General features: G+C 61.7%; 16 protein-coding genes and 2 riboswitches. Of the genes, 7 read left to right on the plus strand and 9 right to left on the minus strand.

The genetic code is table 11. The features are described 5' to 3' along the window. Positions 1-17: 17 nt before the first annotated feature. From AAHK20_RS26565 to AAHK20_RS26590, 6 genes are all read right to left on the minus strand, one after another. Positions 18-1,574 carry a DHA2 family efflux MFS transporter permease subunit gene (locus tag AAHK20_RS26565; RefSeq protein ID WP_449184457.1) on the minus strand — a complete coding sequence of 519 codons (1,557 nt, stop codon included), beginning with the start codon at positions 1,572-1,574 and terminating at the stop codon, positions 18-20. Positions 1,575-1,591: 17 nt separating this feature from the next. Beyond that, positions 1,592-2,752, minus strand: coding sequence for an HlyD family secretion protein (locus AAHK20_RS26570; protein ID WP_449184458.1), 1,161 nt, complete (start codon positions 2,750-2,752; stop codon positions 1,592-1,594). A 66-nt stretch (positions 2,753-2,818) separates the two neighbouring features. Then, positions 2,819-4,336 carry an efflux transporter outer membrane subunit gene (locus AAHK20_RS26575; RefSeq protein WP_449184459.1) on the minus strand — a complete coding sequence of 506 codons (1,518 nt, stop codon included), beginning with the start codon at positions 4,334-4,336 and terminating at the stop codon, positions 2,819-2,821. Positions 4,337-4,738: 402 nt separating this feature from the next. Next, complete coding sequence (locus AAHK20_RS26580; protein ID WP_449184543.1) at positions 4,739-5,179, minus strand: MarR family winged helix-turn-helix transcriptional regulator; 441 nt, start codon at positions 5,177-5,179, stop codon at positions 4,739-4,741. Between the two features lie 123 nt (positions 5,180-5,302). Continuing rightward, on the minus strand, positions 5,303-6,220 hold the full coding sequence (locus tag AAHK20_RS26585) for a LysR family transcriptional regulator (RefSeq protein ID WP_449184460.1): 918 nt from the start codon (positions 6,218-6,220) through the stop codon (positions 5,303-5,305). Positions 6,221-6,287: 67 nt separating this feature from the next. Next, a complete protein-coding gene (locus tag AAHK20_RS26590; RefSeq protein ID WP_449184461.1) occupies positions 6,288-6,752 on the minus strand; it encodes an Lrp/AsnC family transcriptional regulator in 465 nt (154 codons plus the stop codon). Between the two features lie 103 nt (positions 6,753-6,855). Between AAHK20_RS26590 and hppD the strand changes: the two genes are divergently transcribed. The 3 genes from hppD (at position 6,856) to AAHK20_RS26605 (ending at position 9,491) form a co-directional block, all read left to right on the plus strand. After that, on the plus strand, positions 6,856-7,896 hold the full coding sequence (hppD, locus tag AAHK20_RS26595) for a 4-hydroxyphenylpyruvate dioxygenase (protein ID WP_449184462.1): 1,041 nt from the start codon (positions 6,856-6,858) through the stop codon (positions 7,894-7,896). A gap of 30 nt (positions 7,897-7,926) precedes the next feature. Then, complete coding sequence (locus AAHK20_RS26600) at positions 7,927-8,346, plus strand: RidA family protein (protein ID WP_449184463.1); 420 nt, start codon at positions 7,927-7,929, stop codon at positions 8,344-8,346. Positions 8,347-8,477: 131 nt separating this feature from the next. Then, entirely contained in the window at positions 8,478-9,491 is a 1,014-nt protein-coding gene (locus AAHK20_RS26605) for a carbon-nitrogen hydrolase family protein (protein WP_449184464.1), read from the plus strand. Between the two features lie 26 nt (positions 9,492-9,517). On the opposite strand, the gene AAHK20_RS26610 is transcribed toward AAHK20_RS26605, so the two are convergent. After that, positions 9,518-10,594, minus strand: a complete 1,077-nt coding sequence (locus tag AAHK20_RS26610) for a zinc-binding dehydrogenase (protein ID WP_449184465.1) — start codon at positions 10,592-10,594, stop codon at positions 9,518-9,520. A 121-nt stretch (positions 10,595-10,715) separates the two neighbouring features. Between AAHK20_RS26610 and AAHK20_RS26615 the strand changes: the two genes are divergently transcribed. Together AAHK20_RS26615 and AAHK20_RS26620 are read left to right on the plus strand one after the other, a co-directional pair. Continuing rightward, positions 10,716-11,657, plus strand: coding sequence for an AraC family transcriptional regulator (locus tag AAHK20_RS26615; protein WP_449184466.1), 942 nt, complete (start codon positions 10,716-10,718; stop codon positions 11,655-11,657). 93 nt (positions 11,658-11,750) lie between these two features. Further along, positions 11,751-14,465, plus strand: coding sequence for a winged helix-turn-helix domain-containing protein (locus AAHK20_RS26620; protein WP_449184467.1), 2,715 nt, complete (start codon positions 11,751-11,753; stop codon positions 14,463-14,465). A 52-nt stretch (positions 14,466-14,517) separates the two neighbouring features. On the opposite strand, the gene AAHK20_RS26625 is transcribed toward AAHK20_RS26620, so the two are convergent. Continuing rightward, complete coding sequence (locus tag AAHK20_RS26625; RefSeq protein ID WP_449184468.1) at positions 14,518-14,934, minus strand: plastocyanin/azurin family copper-binding protein; 417 nt, start codon at positions 14,932-14,934, stop codon at positions 14,518-14,520. Positions 14,935-15,169: 235 nt separating this feature from the next. Here AAHK20_RS26625 and AAHK20_RS26630 point away from each other — a divergent pair, with 235 nt between their 5' ends. Then, the gene (locus AAHK20_RS26630) at positions 15,170-16,258 is read left to right on the plus strand and encodes a TIGR03118 family protein (protein WP_449184544.1); all 1,089 of its coding nucleotides are present in this window, start codon (positions 15,170-15,172) and stop codon (positions 16,256-16,258) included. Positions 16,259-16,333: 75 nt separating this feature from the next. Here AAHK20_RS26630 and AAHK20_RS26635 read toward each other — a convergent pair whose 3' ends face one another. Continuing rightward, positions 16,334-16,921 carry a TMEM165/GDT1 family protein gene (locus AAHK20_RS26635; RefSeq protein ID WP_449184469.1) on the minus strand — a complete coding sequence of 196 codons (588 nt, stop codon included), beginning with the start codon at positions 16,919-16,921 and terminating at the stop codon, positions 16,334-16,336. A 10-nt stretch (positions 16,922-16,931) separates the two neighbouring features. After that, a riboswitch (yybP-ykoY riboswitch) is annotated at positions 16,932-17,113 on the minus strand. A 94-nt stretch (positions 17,114-17,207) separates the two neighbouring features. Then, positions 17,208-17,382: riboswitch (yybP-ykoY riboswitch) on the plus strand. Positions 17,383-17,389: 7 nt separating this feature from the next. On the opposite strand from AAHK20_RS26635, the gene mntP reads away from it, so the two are divergent. Next, positions 17,390-17,956 (plus strand): manganese efflux pump MntP, encoded by a 567-nt coding sequence (mntP, locus tag AAHK20_RS26640; RefSeq protein WP_449184470.1) that lies wholly within the window; start codon positions 17,390-17,392, stop codon positions 17,954-17,956. Positions 17,957-17,974: the final 18 nt, after the last annotated feature.

Below are 17,974 nucleotides of genomic sequence, written 5' to 3' on the forward strand. Positions count from 1 at the left end.
AGAATTCTGCTTGCCGATCAATGCGCGGCCGCGGCGGCATCGCTGGAACCGCCTGCCTTGCTCGGCTTCGTAATCCAGATCAGCGGGATGATGATGATCATGATCATCGCCGATCCGTAGAACACATCGTTCAGGCCCATCATCGCCGCCTGCGTCTGCACGACTTGATCGAACAAGGCATACGAAGCGTTCCCTCCCAGCCCCAGCAGCGAATGGTATTGATGGAGCTGATCCGTGAACATCGGGTTGGTCGGACTGGACTGCTGGTTCAGGATCTCGTGATGCATGATCGTTCGGTTGTTCCACACCACGTTCGCCAGCGAGGTCCCGATCCCGCCGAAGAACATCCGCGCGAAGGTGGACAGACCGGCCGCTGCGGGCACCTTCTCCGGCGGCTGCCCCGACAGGATGATCACCGTCAGCGGCGCGAAGAACAGCGCCATCGGAATCCCTTGCAGCAGCGTCGGCAGGACGATGAAGCCCTCGCTCAGATCCGTGTAGAAGAACGAGCGCATGTAGTACACGATCGCAAACCCGATGAATGCGAAGGTGCCGATGATGCGAGCGTCCGAGCGCGGCAGGATTTTCCCCATGATCGGGGCGCCGATCACCGCGAAAATTCCGAGCGGCGCCGTGGCGAGCCCCGCATCCACGGCCCGGTAGCCGAGGTATTCCTGCATCCACTGCGGAAGCAGCACGAGGGTGCCGAAGAAGATCGCGTACGCCACCGCAATCGAAATCGTTCCGCCCAGAAAGTTGCGCTGCTTGAACAGTGTCAGGTCGACGATGGGATTCTTGTCCGTCAACTCCCAGACGATAAAGAACACGAGGCCGACTGCCGCTACGATCGTCAGCACGACGATGGTGGTCGAGGAGAACCAGTCGAGATCCTTGCCTTTGTCGAGCATGATCTGGAGCGACGCCACCCATGTGATCAGCAGCAAGAGTCCGACGACATCGATGGGCAGTTTCCGTGCCGGCGTATCGCGGTCGCGATAGAGCATCCAGACCGCGCCTGCGGCGATCAAACCGACGGGAATGTTGATGTAGAAGATCCATGACCAGCTGTAGCTGTCGGTCACCCAGCCGCCGAGCGCCGGCCCCACGATCGGCCCCGTGACGACGATCATCGAGAACAACGCCAGCGCCAGCGACGACTTGGCCTTCGGCCATGAGCTGAGCAAGAGCGCCTGCGACATCGGAATCAGCGGCCCGGCCACCGCGCCTTGCAGCACGCGCGCCGCCAGCAGGATCGGCAAGGTCGGCGCGATCCCGCACAGCCAGGACGCGAAGACGAACAGCAGAATCGAGCCGATGAAAAGACGCACCTGACCCAGACGCTGAGTCAGCCAGCCGGTCAACGGAATCGCAACCGAGTTCGCCGCCGCGAAGACGGTAATGACCCACGTGCCCTCGTCGACCGACACGCCGAGGTTGCCCGAGATGGTGGGAATGGCGACGTTGGCGATCGACGAATCGAGCACCGTCATGAAGCCCGCCAGGCCCACGAACAGCGAGCCGAGGGCCAGTTTGGCCCCCGTTAGCGGGGGGTGATTGGGGTGAGCGTTAGACATGGTCGTCTCGAGTTCCGTTATTCGTTGGCCGCGATGATGCGAGCGATCGCCGCTTCGGCGTCGTCACCGTAGTTTGCGAATACGTCAGTCTTGTAAGTCGACGTCGGGTCGGTGCCGAGTTGTGGGCCGTTCGCGTTCTTGACGTCGACATCGACGTTCATCGACAGGCCCACTCGCAGCGGATGCTTCTCCAGCTCCTCGACCGGTATCACGATGCGCACCGGCAACCGCTGCACGACTTTGATCCAGTTGCCCGTCGCGTTTTGCGCCGGCAACAGCGCCAGCGCCGAGCCGGTGCCCGGCGAGAAGCCTTCGACCTTGCCGTGGTAGACGATCGACGAACCGTAGACGTCGGCGGTCAGCTCGACCGGCTGTCCGACGCGAATGTGCCGCAGTTGCCACTCCTTGAAGTTCGCATCGACCCAGACCTGGTTGAGCGGCACCACCGACATCAGCGGCGTGCCGGGCGACACACGCTGCCCCACCTGCACCGAGCGCTGCGCGACGTAGCCCGTCACCGGCGCGGGCAGCGTGGTGCGCGCATACGCGAGATAGGCGTCGCGGACCTTGGCCGCGCCGGCGAGCACGTCGGGGTGCTGCTCGATGCCGATGTTCGCCGTCAGCGCGCGATTGGACGCGAGCTTTTGCTTGGCGGAATCGAGCGCGGCCTTGGCGGAGTTGACCGCGTCGCGTGCGTGCGAGATTTCCTCCTCGGACACGGCGCCCGATTCGCCCGTCGACAGCCGGCGGCGCAAATCGTCCTGCGCCTTCGAGAGATCCGATTCGCGCTGCGCGATATCGGCGCGGTACTCGTCATCGTCGACGTAAAGACCATGCACGCGGCGCACCGTCTGGCCGAGATCCGCCTCGGCCTGCTGCAACGCGATATGCGTATCGGCCGGATCGAGCTTGACGATCGGGTCGCCCATCTTGACGGTCTGCGTGTTGTCGGCGTTGACCGCGACGACGGTCCCGGTGACTTGCGGCGTGATCTGCACGACGTTGCCGTTCACATACGCGTCATCCGTATCGACGTGGTAGCGCGCATCGAGGAAGTAGTAGGCCCCGTAGGCGGCAGCGCCCACGGCGAGCGCCGCGACGAGCGACGAAATCAGCAGTTTCCGCTTTCCGGGCTTGGTTTCTTGCTCGTTCTTCAGAGATGGGTTGGTTTGGTTCATGTTAGGACTCCGTTAAATTTTGTGTACGCTCGCGACGGGCGCGGCTAGATGACTGGCAAAACGAATTCAGTTGGAAGCAGACTTGGTGTGAAGCGGCCAAGGCGACGTGGTTGGCACGGCTGTCGTGGCCGCCAAGTTCGATTGCGTGGAATCGAAGCCGCCGCCCAAGGCCTTGATCAGCGAGATCTGCTGACTGCGGCGATCCATATCGAGGTTGGCGACGGCCTGTTCCGCGGCGAGCCGGTTGTCGTCGGCGTTGAGCACCTGCAATTGCTGGTTCAAGCCCGAGCTGTAGCGCACGACAGCGAGCTGATAGGCCTTGGTCTGCGCATCGAGCGCCTGCTGCGCATCGACGCGTTGCTTATCCGTCGAGTGGATCAGCGACACTTGGGTCGCGACATCCGACAGCGCGTCGATCAGCGTCTTGTTGTAGTTCGCGACGTCGAGATCGAAGTCGGCATAACGGCCCTTGAGTTGCGAGCGCAGTGCGCCTGCGTCGAAGATCGGCAGATGGATCGCCGGACCTGCCGCGATCTGGCGGCTCGATGCCGTCAGCAAGCGCCCCCAGCCAAACGCGTCCAGCCCTGCCGCGGCCGACAGATTGATGTCCGGGAAGAATTCCGCTTTCGCTTCCTTGACGCCGTGCGTGGCGGCGTCGACGCGCCAGAACGCGGCGACGATGTCCGGCCGGCGCGACACGAGATCGGCGGGCAGGTTATCGGGCAAGGCGACGACGTCCCCCTTTCCGAGCGTCGGGTTCGCGATCTTCAAACCGCGATCGGGTCCCGCGCCGAGCAGTGCGCCGAGTTCGTAGCGCACCGTCGTAATCTGGCCGTCGAGATTGCTGACGCTCGTGCGCTGCGTGGCGATGTCGCCGATGGCGGTCTGCTTCTCGACGTTGGTGTCGAGCCCGGCGCCGACCCGGCCGTTCGTGATGCGTTCGATCTGCTCGCGGTTATCGAGCTCGCGTTGTGCGATATCGCGCAGCTCATACAGTCGCGCCAACTGGTTGTACGTTCCCGCCACCGACGACGCCAGCGAAACCCTCACCTCCTCCATGTCGGCTTCCTCGACCTTCTGTTCAGAGGTCGCCTGCTGCAACCGCGCCCGGTTCTTTCCCCACACGTCGAGGTCTAACGAAGCGCTGGTCAGGAGCGTGTTTTCGCTCTCCCAGCTTCCCCCCTGCGGCGGCGGAAAGAGCGCGTTGTCCGACTCGATCTCGCGGGACCACGAATAGCTGCCGCTCAAATTCGGATAAAGCGCGGACTTCGCGCTGCCGGCATAGGCGGCGGCTTTGTCGATGCGTGCGCGGGCTTCGTCGATGGACGGGTTGTCCTTCAATGCCTCCTCAATCAACTGCGGCAATTGCGGGTCGCCGAATTGCTCCGACCAATCGAGCGACGGCCACTTGCCGCCTTCCGTCGGCAGGCTCTCGCTTGCCTCGTAGGTGGAGGGAGCAGCGATATGTTTGTCGCTTTTGATGCCGGCGTAGTTGACGCATCCGGCCAAGGCAAGAGCGGCCGCGGCGGTCGCCAACGGGGTGGCCCAGCTTCCGATGTGTAGTACCGAGCGCTTGAGTTTCATCGTCGTTTCCGTTTCAAAGAAGGTTGCTGTTGCATGTCTGCGCACGTCGATACGTGCATACGCACAGAATATTGATCCGCCTGCTCACCTTCAATGCACGGGACAGCATCTGATTGTTTCACTTCTGTTATCGGACTCGGCGCGGAGTCGGGGACTAGACGTCCTTGTCCATTGCCTGATATCGCTCGAATTCGGGAATGTTCGGAAATGCGTAGCCCTCCCGGATGCCTAAGCACCGAGAGTCAGGGCGGTCAGATCGGGAATCGAACTACAGGCAGGAGAAAGGCAGGTGTTACAGCGAGAACAACAATCGGTTGCAGCGGCGCGTGGCTGTCACGGCGCTGTCACACCTCGGCGCGGCATACGGCAAACATCCGGCAATCGTCGGATCAACCGATCTCATCACCGTTTAGCGTAGGAAACGTCGCGCGTAATGCGGAAGAGTTCGTTTCTGAGGTCCGTGGCCTGTTGCTGCCCGAAGCTGCCCTCGAAGCTGGCCTGGGCCGCACGCCAATGCCCCGCCGCTTCTTGCAGCTTCGTACAGCCGCTTTCGGTCAGCGAGAGCCGCAGGCGGCGCTTGCCATGCTCCTCGGCCGATTCAGCGACGAGCCGGTCACGGAGCAAAGGTTTCAGCGCTCGCACGAGCGAGGTCCTGTCCATCACCATCGCGTCGGCCAGCTCGATCATCGTAGTGCCTGGTCGGCGCACCAATTCGTTCATGATGCTGAACTGCGTCGGCGTCACGCCGGCTTCGGACAGATGGCGCTCATACAGCTTCGAGATATGTCGAGCGGCCTGGCGGACGGCGAAGCAATCGTCACTTTCGGGGGGTAGTAGGTTCATGGCCGCAGCATAGCGGCGCGGTTGCCGGCGATCCATCCTCCACGGCGTACCAGATTGTCACCAAAGCGAAAAGAATCGCCCAAGGCTTTTGTATGCGGTCGCCAATCTCAACGGCAAACACGTTTACGACGACGGCTGCTCGCCCGTCAGCTCCTCGTAGAACCCGGTGGCGTGATCGATGAACGCTCTGACCTTGGCCGGCAACAGCGTGCGCGTCGCGTAGGCCAGCCGGATTTCGATCGATTCCTCCATGATCTCGTACTCGTCGAGAAGACGAACCAGCCGCCCCGCCTGGAGCTCCGGCTGCACAAGAGCCAAAGGCAACAGGCCAAGACCCAGACCTCGCAAGACCATTTCCCGATTGAACACCGCGTTGTTCGACACGATGTCGTACTTGATGGGCACCGTCACCTCCTCCTCTTCGGTCCGGAATGTCACGTGAGGCTTGCGTAGCGCGGGAGGCATCGTGACGAACAGGTGTTCTTCGATTTGCGCCGGATGGGTCGGACGTTGATGGCTTTTCAAGTAGTCGCTGGTCGCGAAGACGGCTAGCGGCATGCGTTCCAACAGGCGTGTCACCGCCGTATCGGTACTCAGCATGAACGGCAACACGATGCCCAGATCGAAGCCTTCGGCGACGAGGTCGACGGGCCGCTCGGTCAGCGTCACATCGAGGCTGATGTTCGGATACTTCAGTTTGAAGCTTGAAATCAGCGGCACGAGCCGTTCGACCGCCGCGGTCGTGTGAGCCACCAGCCGCAGGATGCCGGCCGGCACATGCGTCTCGGTCGTCGCTTCGGCTTCGAGCACGCCCAGATCGTCCAGAACACGGCAGCACCGTTCGTAGACACGTTCCGCGGATTCAGTCAGCGATATCTGTCGAGTGGTGCGATTGAACAAGCGCGTGCCGAGCCGTTGCTCGAGTGAGGCGATCGCGCGCGAAACGATGGGCGGCGCCAAGCCCAGCATGTCCCCTGCCCGCCTGAAACTCTTTGCCTCCACCACGGCACGGAACACGCGCAAGTTCTCGAGATAGTCCATCGGAATCCTCGCTGTTTAGACTTCTGACCGAATGCTGGCTTGCGGCTCGATCGCCTTGCAATTCACCCTAAAGCACTTGGCTTACGCGTTCGGACGCAGGCACGGGTATCGAAAGCACAAGCGACGTGGTGATTGTGCCAAAGCTGCCGATTCTGTCGATGACAGCCTCCAGTTCCACGCTCGAACGGGCCAGCACCTGGAGGATGTAGCTGTCCGAGCCGGTGACCCGCAGCACTTCCACGACGTTTGGCGTCTCGCGAAACGTCTTGAGAAGGCTCGTGCCCCGCTCGGCCGTAGCGGCGATTCGGATCACCGCGTGGATCGGAAAGCCAAGGCGCGTCCAGTCCACTTCGGCGCGATACCCCTTGATGACCCCGCGCTCCTTTAAGCGGCGAACCCGCTCGGCACACGCCGGCGCCGTGAGCCCGACTTCAGCCGCAAGCGACTTGTAAGGCGCTCTGCCGTCACGAAGCAGAATCTTGACCAGCTTCAGGTCCATCGCATCGAGAAAGTTTCGGTCCGCGTTTTCCATGAAAACAAAAGTGTCAGCGCCTGGTGACTTTTGATTCTAAAGCTCATGGGAAGCGAATCAGAAGCAAAATTTAGCCGTTGCTAACTTATTTGCGGACAACCCTATGAAACACGTTACGACTGCGGGATTCGCCTTTGTCGAGTTTGTGGGCCCGGACCCGGAGGCGCTCGTTTCCCTGTTCGAGAAGTTTGGGTTCGGGGTGGTCGGGCAACATGAAAAGACCGGCTCCGTTCTTCTGCGTCAGAACGAGGCGGCCTTCATCGTGAATCCCAAACCGAACCCGTTTCGCGATCTCCACGGCGCTTCGGCGCGGGCGATCGGGATCAAAGTGGATAGCGCAGCGAATGCGTTGGCGCAGGCCCTGGCAGGCGGGGCGTGCTTGGCGTCGCCCGCCGATTTTGGCGAACACGTCGTCAAGTCGACCGCCATTGTGGGTATCGGCGACAGCTTGGTCTACTTCGTCGAACATGACTTCGCGTCCGAGTTTTCCGTTTCGTATCGGCGGGACCCGGCTACGTCGGTTATCGATGCCGCGATCGAAGCGATCGATCACACGTCGAATATCGTGAAGCCGGAAAACCTCGATCGGTGGGCCGACTTCTATCAGGACACCTTCTCATTCGTGCAGAAGCAGTATCTCGACGTGAAGGGCAAGCAGACGGGCATGCGGGCCAGGTCGATGGTCAGCCCGTGCGGGAAGGTCTCGATCCCGATTGCCGCTGCCGCGCACGACCAGCCCGGCGTGCTGAATCAGAACGACGAATTCATCCGCGACTACAACGGCGAGGGCATTCAGCACATTGCGTTGCTGTCGTCGAACATCGAACGGACCATTGCGGCTTTAGAAACGGCCGGGATCGAGTTCATGGATGCGCCGCCGAAGACCTACTACCAGCATCTCGACGCACGGGTTCCTGGCCACGGTCAGAAGCTCGACAGCATCGAACGCCGGGGCATTTTGCTGGACGGCAAGGGCGACGGCAGGATCTTGCTGCAGCGGTTCACGCGACGCCAGATCGGCCCCATCTTCTTCGAGATCATCGAGCGACGCGGCGAGGACGGCTTCGGCGAAGGCAATTTCAAGGCGCTGTTCGAATCGCAGGAGCAGGACCAGGTTCGTCGCGGATCGCTCAGCGCTTCTTAACTCAGCGCGAAATTTTTTAAGGACCTCATCATGCAAGCCTCCAAAACCACCCTCGCCCTTTCGAATCCCCATCCCGTTCTCGGCAGCACGGATGTGTTCAAAACGTTCAACTACGCGCCCGCGGTTGCGGCCGGCGGTCTGCTGTTCGTGGCCGGCCAGATCGGGCTCCGGGCTGACGGGACGATTCCCGCCAGCGTCGAAGAACAGATCGATCTCGCTTTTCAGCGGCTCGGCGCGATCCTGCAAGCCGCCGGACTGGGCTTCGAGGATCTCGTCGAACTCGTCAGCTATCACGTCGATATCGACAAGCAGCTTGCGGCGTTTCGCGAGATCAAGGACCGTTACATCAAGGACAACGCGCCGGCATGGACCATTCTCGGGGTCGCGGCATTGGCCAGGCCGACGCTGTTCGTCGAGATCAAGGCTGTCGCCGCAACACGCGGCGTGTGAGCGGTCGAGAAACATTCACTGATTCGATACCGGGATTATCGACAGCCCCTCACAAAACACGAATTATCAAACCATGCGGCGATACCTACGATGTGCCAGTCCGACGATTGATTTCTTAAAGGAGCGTATCCATGGGCATGAGCCATCCGAACTTCAAAGCGGCTGTCGTGCAGGCCGCACCGGTTTTTCTCGACCTCGATGGCGCGGTTGACCGGGCCGTATCGCTCATCGCCGAAGCCGGTCGCGAAGGTGCGCAACTGATCGCTTTTCCGGAAACGTGGATTCCAGGCTACCCGTCGCACATCTGGCTGGGCAGTCCGGCTTGGGCGATGGAACAAGGCTTCGTGCAGAGGTACTTCGACAACGCCCTGCAATATGGAACGCCCCAGGCCGAGCGAATCTCGTCAGCCGCAGCGGCCCACAAAATTACGGTTTCCTTAGGATTCGCAGAACGTGACGGTGGAAGTCTTTATATCGCACAGTGGCTGATTGGTCCTGACGGGCAGACAATTTCGCGGCGGCGAAAGCTGAAGCCGACTCACGTCGAGCGCACCGTGTTCGGCGAGGGCGACGGCAGCGATCTTGCTGTGCTCGACACGGCGCTAGGGCGCATCGGCTCGCTCAGCTGCTGGGAGCATCTGCAACCACTGTCGAAATACGCCATGTACGCGCAGAATGAACAGATCCATATTGGCGCGTGGCCCAGCTTCTCGCTGTACCAGCCTTTTGCGAACGCGCTCGGTCCCGAGGTCAACATCGCGGTGAGCCGCGTATACGCCGTCGAAGGGCAATGCTTCTTCCTCGCGCCGTGCGCCACCGTCTCCGAGTCCATGATTCAAGCGTTGTGCGATACGCCGGAGAAGCATGGTCTGATTCGGGCCGGTGGCGGTCACGCAGCGATCTTTGGCCCGGACGGCCGCCTGCTGACACCTGTTGTGGACGACACTTACGAGGGTCTGCTATATGCCGACCTCGATCTCGGCGTCATTTCAATCGCCAAAAGCGCAGCCGACCCGGCAGGACATTATTCGCGGCCCGATGTCACGCGCCTGCTGCTGAACCGGACGCCCTCGAAGCGCGTTCAAGAGATGACGACACCGTTCGATACTGTTTCGGATCCCGAATTACTTGAACAGGTGAAATAGCCCGAATTGCGCGCCTGCCGTCGGCGTTAGGCCTCATGGTCGATCAGAACGCACTCGACGCCCGACGCATCGGCGGCACGATCGATGGCGGCCTCGATTTGCGTCATGCCGAAGACCACCGGATGCAGCGCGCCGACATCCAACGCGCCCGTCCCCATCAACGACAGCAGCCGTCGATACGCATCGCGCGGATACATGAACTGGCCGATGATTTCCCAGCCGTTCAACATGACCTCCGTATAGGGAACGGGGAGATCGACCGCCATGCTGCCCATCAGCACGAGCCGCCCTTCGCGTCCGAGGCTGCGCAGCGCGGCAAGCGTCAGGTTCGGATCGCTTGCGTTTCCGACCATGTCGAACGCGAGATCAACGGGGCCACGCGCGGCATCGCGAATCGATGCCGCGTCGTGCGCAACGTCGCCGGAGACCACCACCGGCACGATCCGGCCGCTGCCTCTCTCATCGAGTGCCTTTAGCGCTTCCAAATTCCGCCCAACGGCAACGACCCGCCCAGCCCCCATCGCCACCGCCAGCAATGCCGCTGCGCTGCCATAGGCGCCCGTCGCGCCGGACACGGCGACCGTCTCGCCGACAGTGAGCCGCCCTCGCAACAGTCCACCGAACGGCACGACAAATCGCGTCGACAGGGCAAGCTGTTGCGCGTCCAGATCGTCGAGCGCGTCGGCTGCGGTCAACGTCGATGCCGGCAGCAACGCGTATTGCGCGAGCGTGCCGTCCGGCCAATCCGCTTGCATCGCGTAGCCAACGCCGCCCGCCGCGGTGACACCGATCAGCATCTGCGCCGGATCGCGGACGTTCTCGTTGGCCACGAAGTGCGACGAAATCACGACGCGCTGTCCGGGCTTCAAGTGCCACACGTCCCTGCCCACCGCATGCACGATGCCCACGCCGTTGCCTCCCGGGATGAACGGACGGTCCGGCGCGTGATAGACCGGCAGCGCGCCGGCCACGTAGCGGCGCATGTAGGACATCACCGCCGACATCTGCATCTTGACGACGACACTGCCGGGACGAGGTTCGGGTAGCGGCACGTCGACCAGTTGGAGATCGCCGCCCGAGCGGCTCAGTTGCCAGGCTTTCATAAGGCGTGCCTCATTCAAAGAAAATCCGCGGTTTTCCGGCGCCGCGTCAGCGTGATCTTCCCGCACGCAACTAGAAGTTCATATAATCAATCAGCCCAATTTTCTTATCGATCGTACATTTATGGACGCTTTGTCCGACGTCTTGTCGGTGCTGAAGGTGGCGAGCAGCCTCTCTTCCCGCTTCGAGGGCGAGGGTGCATGGGCCTTCCGGTTTCCCGCGTATCGGCACATGAAGTTCGGCACGGTGCTGCGCGGACGGCTCTATCTGCGCATGGCCGACGATGCCGAGCACCGCGCAATCGACGAAGGAGATTTCTATTTGCTGACGAACGGACAGCCGTTCTGTTCGGCCAGCGATCCCGCGTGCGCGCCGCTCGATGGCCCGGCGACCTACCCCACGATCCGTGGCGCGGACGGCGTCGTGCGATTTCGCGGTCCCGGCAACGTCGCGCCCGTCAGTCTCGCGAGCGGACGTTTCGTCTTCGACAACGACGTGACGGGCATGCTGCTCCAGCATCTGCCGCCGCTCATTCATCTGCGCGCCGCCGACGTCGCGGCCCATGCGCTTTCCCACGTGCTCGCGCTGCTCCGGATAGAAACGGGCGATTCCGCGCCGGGCTCGGAGGTCGTCAAGACCAGCCTCGCGACACTGGTCCTGGTGCAGACCCTGCGCGCCTATATCGCCGGGGGCGAACTCGCCGATGGCTGGCTGAAGGCGCTGTCCGACGTCAAAGTGGGCCCGGCGCTGTCGATGATGCACGGCTCGCCGCAGCAACGCTGGACGGTCGAATCGCTCGCGTCGAATGTCGGCATGTCGCGCACGGCATTTGCGACGCGCTTCCGTCAAATGGTGGGAAGCGCCCCGCTCGACTATCTCCATCAATGGCGCATGGCGCTTGCGATGACAGCGCTCAAAGACTCCGACGAACCGCTGATGTCGATCGCCGAACGCATCGGCTACCTGTCGGACACGGCGTTCAGCATCGCTTTCAAGCGCATGACCGGCGTGAGCCCGGGGCGCTATCGCACCGCGCAGCGCAACCATAACGAGCCGGCCCAGTAGCCTGGACGGTCTACCCCGAAATACCCGGTCTTATACCTAGTGCCCAGAATGGTGCATCGCACTAAGATCGACACTCTCCGAGCAACGCCTTCGATGAGGCAATCCGTGCTGCTTGCCACCAAGGTCGTTCCGCCACGCTTGCCCACGGGCTTGATCGATCGCCCGCGCCTCGCCGGCCTCGCCGCGCAGACAGAAAAGAAGCGCCTGACGGTGATCAAGGCGCCCGCCGGTTTTGGCAAGACCTCGCTCGCGCTCACTTGGCTAAAGGTCCTCGGAGCCAACAGCGCCCGGATCGCGTGGCTCTCTCTCGACGCCGAAGACAACGAACCCGCTCGCTACTTCAATCATCTCGCGCATGCATTGCAGCAAGCTTGCGGCGACGTCGGCGCGTCGGTGATCGGCTTGACCGCCGAAGCGACGTTCGTGCCGGCGAATGCGCTGGCGACGACGCTGATCAACGAGCTGATCGACGTCGACGACGAGGTCTACCTCTTCATCGACGACTACCACCTGATCAGCGAGGCGCCGATTCACGAAGCGATGGCGCTCTTCATCGCCAACATGCCCTCGCAGGTCCACGTGGTGCTGTGCAGCCGAACCGATCCCCCGCTTCCCACGGCCAAGCTGCGCGCGCGCAACGATCTATTGGAACTCGACGCATCGACGTTGCGATTCAACTTCGACGAGACGCGCCGCTTCGTCGAGCACGAATGGCGCGGCAAGGTCCGCGGCGCAGACGTGAAGTCGCTGTTCGCGACGACCGAAGGCTGGGCCGCGGCATTGCGCATCTCCGCATCCGTGCTGGCGCGCGATGATCGCCCCCGAGGCTGGACGGCGAGCGTGCCGACCGGCGCATCGAGGCCGCTGGCGGATTACCTCGAAGACATCCTTCAGTCTCTACCTGCCGAGATGCTCGAGTTCATGGTGCGTTGCGCGATACTCGATCGTCTGAGCGCGCCGCTTTGCGAAGCGGTCACCGGCCTTGGCGTCGGACCGAGCCAAGACATGCTGGACGCCATCGTCGCGCGCCAGTTGCTGCTGGAGCCGATGGATTCGGAAGGACATTGGTTCCGCTATCACCCGCTGATGGCCGAGTACCTCCAGCGTCAGTTGGAAGCGCGATACCGCGACGAAGTCACCGAGCTGCATAGGCGAGCGTGGCAGTGGTATGCAGCTGATCGCCAGTGGACCGACGCCGTCAGGCACGCCATCGCGGCCGGCGCGACCGACGACGCCATCCGCCTCATGGAGCACTGCGCCAAGTCGCTCCTTAAACAAGGCGATCTGCTCACGCTGGTCGGCTGGCAGCGTCAATTCCCATCCGACTTGATGCGAGCGCAGATCACCGTCACGCTGGCGACGGCTTGGGGCACGGTCCTCGCCATGCGTTTCGACGACGCGGTCTCGCTGGTGGAATCGATCGAGCGCGATGCCGCCAACCGAGCCGCCGACGCCGACACCATCCGCTGGGAGTGCGTGGCGATTCGCTCGGCGCTCGCCGCCTTGCAGGATGATCCGCACACCGCGCTCTCGCTCGCGCAGCAATATCTCGCGCGATCGACGCGCGATTCATGGACCTCCAACGCAGTCTCGAACGTGGCGCGCTTCGCCCACTGGAAAACGGGCAATCTCGAGGCCCTGCACGCCATGCCCTGGATTCCCGATTCGATCGAGGAAGATCAGCGCAGCGTGTTCTCGTCGGTCTATCGGCTTTGCCTGCTCGGCCATGTGGAAATGCAGCAGGTGCATTTTTCGCACGCGGAGCGCCTGTTTAGCGAAGCGCTGGATCTCGCCGAGCGCCACTCTGGCCGGCACTCGATCGCGGCCGCGCTGTGCGCCCCGATGGTCGCTCAAATGCGCTACGAGCAGGGCCGGCTCGACGAAGCCGAGGCGATGCTCGTCGACCTCATGCCTATCGTCGAACTCGCGGTATTTCTCGACAGCGTCCTGATTTGCTACCGCGTGCTCGTTCGAATCGCCGTCGCGCGCTCCAATTTTTCGCATGCGTATGCGTTGCTCGACAACGCACAGGCGCTGGGTCAAGCGCGCGGATGGAACCGGCTGGTCGCCGCCGTGCTTTCGGAGAGAACACGGCTCAATCTGAGAGAAGGCCGGTTTGCCGAAGCGGGCGCATGCGTGACGCAACTCCGTCAGTTGGCTGCCGCCGACGCGGAGTCGTCTGGCGCGGTGTCGCCGGAGATCGAGAACTATCGGGACTTCGGGGCCGCGTATCTCGCGATAGCCAGGCATCAAACGCAAGAGGCCGTCGAGCGGCTCAGCGACGCCGTGGAGCGGCTCGAGCGCCTAAACGGAAGGTATTTCGCACTGCGCCTGCGCACTGTCCTCGCGCTTGCGTGGTTCAACGCAGGCGAGCGCGACCAGGCGCTCGAGATATTTTTTGAAGTGGCGGCTATCGCGGCGCCGGGCGGCGTCTTCCAGTCGATAGTCGATCAAGGACCGGACATCGGCCCGCTATTGCTCTTGGCGCGCGACAGCGCTCGCACCACGGCCAAGGCGCAGGAAATCGTCGCGTGGCTAGACCGTCTCGTGAATAGCTGGCAAGCACTGCACGAACCCGACAGCAAGCCCCGGCCAGAAGTCGAGCGAGACCGCCTCAGCTCACGCGAGCGCGGCATCATCGAGCTGATCGCAAAGGGACAGTCCAACAAAGAAATTGCGCGCACGCTTGGGATCACACCTGAAACGGTCAAGTCCCACGTCAAGAGCATCTTTATGAAGCTCGCTGTCGACAAACGCGCTCAAGCTGTCTCGCGCGCGCAGGCGCTTGGGCTAGTCAAACTCAACTAGTCGCGCAGCGTTTATTCCTCCAAGTTGGAACACACAAACTCGCTGGCGCCAATCACGGTGTCACGGTAAGCGAGGTATGCATCCCCATCGAATAATGTCCCGGCTTGTTGCAAACGAGCACGTAGTGACCAGGAACGAGCTTGAGCGTCAGGCGCCGACTCTTACCCGGAGCGACATCTTCGACTTCACCCATCTTTTGAAACTTCCGTTCAGGTACCTGGCCCTTGCTTACCGGAAGTGCGTCATCGGCGACGGGCGTCTTTAGTACAACGAGTTCGTGAACCATGCTGTTATCGGCAGCGTTATGGACATCGAACGTTACGCTCCCCGCTTTGACTTGACTGGTTTCCAGGTGAATCGAGTTCGACAAAAGCGTCGCTTTCAGGACCTGCTGCGCATAGCTGTAACCCGGAGAGACACCGAGCGTAATCGCGCTGACGAGAATCATCGTTTGATGGGCGAGACCCATGATCGCACCTTTCGTTGAACTGGCCACTTGCCGCCGTCGACTTATCGCGCGCAAGGATGCTTGTTTCCATGCATACGCACGCAACAGCGTTGCGCGGGCAGCGTTGGCCGTGAATACCATGCCGACTAAACGAGTGGCCCGTGTGACTTATTCCAGGGATTCAGTGCGGAATAATGCGCCGCTGCCGTTCGTTTACTGCTTGCGATGTGCATGCGGCGACGCAGGAGACGGCACGATGAAATCTGTAGCTACTGTATTGAGCCTGATTGCAGGAACTGTCGCGCTAGCGACGATCGCCTCGTGCGGCGGTGGCGGCGACAGCTCCTTTACCCCAACGTTGTTCACTCAGACAGCGCTGGTCTCCGATGGCGCTGTGCCCGCCGCGCACACCGATCCGAACTTGCAGAATTCGTGGGGCATCGCGTTCAATCCGGCAGGCTTCGTTTGGGTTGCCGACAATGGCACGTCGGTTGCGACGCTGTACGACGGCAACGGCGTACCCCAAACGCTCGTGGTCACCATTCCGCCAGGCTTCAGTGGACCCGCGGACCCCACGGGCATCGTGTTCAACAGCACCAAGAGCTTCAGCGTCAGCCAGGGCGGCAAGACCGGCGTTCCCGCATTCATCTTCGACGGCGAAGGCGGCACGATCACCGCGTGGTCGCCCGCCGTCAACCCGACTGTGGCAATCCTTGCCTTTGACGACGCTAGCGGAGGCGCCGTCTACAAAGGTCTCGCGATAGCAAGCAACGGGGCAGCGAACTTTCTTTATGCGACCGATTTCCACAACAACAAGATAGACGTGTTCGACACGAACTTTTCGAAGGTCGCGATGCCCGGCAAGTTTCAGGATCCGACGTTGCCCACGGGCTTTGCTCCGTTTGGTATTCAGGCGATTGGGTCGAAGCTGTTCGTGACCTACGCCATGCAGAATGCGGAGAAGCACGATGACGTCGCGGGTGCGGGGTTGGGGTTCGTCGACGTCTACGATACGGCCGGAAACCTGCTGCAGCGCTTTGCATCCGGCGGTCATTTGAATGCGCCATGGGGAATCGCGCAGGCGCCGGGCAACTTCGGCCACTTTAGCGGGGACATCCTGGTCGGCAACTTCGGCGATGGTCTGATCAACGTGTTCGACCCGGCGAGCGGGGCGTTCATCGGGAGCATCACGCTGTCCAATAACACGGTGTTCCAACAAGATGGACTCTGGGGTATTGCCTTTGGCAATGGGCTCGATAACCAGCCCACGAACACGTTGTTTTTTGCCGCGGGCCCGAATAAGGAAGCGGACGGCGTCTATGGGCGCCTTGACTTGAAGATGTGAGAGGACATGCGTGACAACACGCATGTTCCTCGATACGCGCGATAGGGTTCGATACCGTGCTCACGCCCCGATGCATCACAACAGGGCGTGAGCTTCCGGATAAAGCGCCGTCCTCAGAGCAAGACCACCCATCACGATGAAGATGATGGCAGCCACCACATGCACGGCCTTGGTCGGCAGGCGATCCGCGAATCGGCTGCCAAAGTAGATAGCCGGTACATTCGCGAGCATCATGCCCAAGGTCGTGCCCGCAACCACGCCATAGACTTCGTGATACCGCGCAGCCAAGGCGACTGTCGCGATTTGAGTCTTGTCGCCCATCTCGGCGAGAAAGAACGTCAGCACCGTGGTGCCAAACACACCCATGTGGCCCTTCGTGACGGCATCGGATTCGTCGAGTTTGTCAGGGACGAGTATCCACAACCCCATCAATACAAATGAGCAAACGACGGCCCAATTCATGATCGTTGGGCTGATCACGTTGGCCAGCCATGCGCCAAGCGCGCCCGAAAAACCGTGGTTGACCAACGTCGCGGTCAGCACGCCAAGCACGATGGGGAGGGGTTTGCGATAACGCGCCGCGAGGACGAGCGAGAGCAGTTGAGTCTTGTCGCCAATCTCGGCAAGGCCGACCACGCTGGTCGATACGAGGAAGGATTCCATGGGTTTTTGTACCCGGGCCGCACAGTCAATGATCGATGACACGCGTCCCCGCGACCCGGTTAGGTAGGGACAGGCGTCATCGGTCTTGCCAGGCTGTCGCTGCACACGCCATGTCGCCTTGCGGCCGACAAGTATGTTGACGTGCGCCCCGGAACATCGCGTCCCGGGCGGCTACTCCCCGAAGAAGTGGGCGCAATTATAACTGCTTGAAAGCAACATCACCAATAACTGCCTGAAGATGAGGACGCGGAAATAATTACAAAAACCTTTCGCCGTGATATGCTCGCGCCTCGTCTTTGGGGAGTAGCCTGCTTCTGCTCTATGCAGAAGCGCCTGCGTCAACATACTCGGTCGCCCAGACCGTGGTGCAGGCAGCCATCCGGTTGGCAAGACCATCGACACCCCACGCGACCGGTCGGGCGCGGAGGGGTGTCGCGGTTTTCCGCCCGACCTTGAGCCTCTACTCTCATGAATCCCGTCGCAACGCTGTTCCTCGCCTTTGCCATGTCCACCGACGCTTTCGCGGCCGCAATCGGCAAAGGCGCCACGCTTCATCGCCCAAGCTTGCGGGAAGCGCTCAGAACCGGCCTCATCTTCGGCGTCATCGAGGCGCTGACTCCCCTGGTCGGCTGGTTCCTTGGAAAAGCCGCCGCGCAATACGTCTCCGCGTGGGATCACTGGATCGCCTTCGCGTTGCTATTCGTCCTCGGCGCCCGCATGATTTTCAACGGCTTGTCCAAACAGGCTGAAGAGGCGAAGCCCATGTCCCACTCGTTCTGGCTGCTGGCGCTGACGGGCTTCGCCACCAGCATCGACGCCATGGCGGTGGGCGCCGGCCTCGCGTTTGTCGACGTCAATATCTACTCGACCGCAATCGCGATCGGTCTTGCGACGATGACGATGGTCACCCTCGGCGTGATGCTTGGACGTGTCATCGGGAACGTTGCAGGCAAGCGTGCGGAGATGGCTGGTGGCGTGGTGCTGATCGGCATCGGCACGACCATCCTTGTCGACCATCTGCAACTCATCGGCTAGCTGCAGGCTTTGCGTGGC

This window comes from Trinickia camelliae (assembly GCF_053525655.1).